The organism is Prevotella sp. Sow4_E9_plate (assembly GCF_052116205.1).
Taxonomy (GTDB): domain Bacteria; phylum Bacteroidota; class Bacteroidia; order Bacteroidales; family Bacteroidaceae; genus Prevotella.
On the sequence record NZ_JBQKLN010000118.1, the window covers coordinates 1 to 960 of the forward strand.

Sequence of the window (960 nt, forward strand, 5' to 3'; positions counted from 1 at the left end):
GGCTGCCGTGGATTGCATCGACCATGACCTGACCGACCAGACAGCTTCCGTCATCCGATTGTGCTATCGGGAAGGAATGTCGTATAAGGATACGGCGGATGAACTGGGCATCAGTATCTCGGCTGTGAACAAGCATATCGTGAAAGGTTTGCGAACGCTCAGAGAAAAGTTGAATGGAAAATAATCCGCCAGTCGTTCCGACAAGATAGTCTTTGCCGCAAGAAAGTCCTCCGCCAGGTGTTCCGACGGATTTGCAATCCGTCGTTAAAAAAGGTTCGACCTCTTTATTTTGCGGATTTGCAATCCGCTTATACAATAACCCTAAAATGAAGAAAGGAAAAGAAAATGAAACATGAATTATCTGACATAAATCCTCAGAAGATGGATTCTCAGAAATGGGATATGCTCCTCGATCTCCTGGAGCATCCTGAAAAGTATTCCGAAACCCAAAAGGATGAACTCCTGGGCGATGAGGAAGTGAACGAACTCTATCAGCAGTTGGTAGAGACCCGACAGTCTCTGGATTTCGCCAAGCCGAAGGAAGGGATGAAGATGCCTTCGATTGATGCAGAATGGGAGAAGCTGAAAGACGAGATGAAGCTGAAAGAAAAGCAGCAGAAAGAAGAGATGAGTCAGAATGCAAAAACCCAGCAAACCGCCAAGTTGTTTCCTCTCTGGAGCCCGATGAGAAAGGTGGCTGCCGTTGCAGCCGTCCTTGTCGTTTCCGGCATCACCTTTGCTGCCATTCATCTGGTAACCCGTTCTCATCAGGCATCAGATAAGAACAATACCGAACTCGTGTCAACCCATAAGGATTCTATCCAGCAGGTTTCTGCTCCTCAGAAATCCAACATAGAAGAAAAGACAGATTCTGCAAGTCTTGCCCAGTTCCCATTGGTTTACGAAAACGCTGAGCTTCAGAATATACTGACTCCTATAGCCGGGCATTTCCATCTCCAG

Annotated in this window: 2 protein-coding genes; both read left to right on the top strand. The window is 46.9% G+C overall.

Annotation, left to right across the window (positions count from 1 at the left end; genetic code table 11):
* Window positions 1–184 (top strand): sigma factor-like helix-turn-helix DNA-binding protein (locus ACTQ53_RS17490; RefSeq protein WP_441934584.1); only part of this gene is annotated, 184 nt, incomplete at its 5' end.
* A 161-nt stretch (window positions 185–345) separates the two neighbouring features.
* A partial coding sequence (locus ACTQ53_RS17495) for a hypothetical protein (protein ID WP_441934586.1) occupies window positions 346–960 on the top strand: 615 nt, incomplete at its 3' end.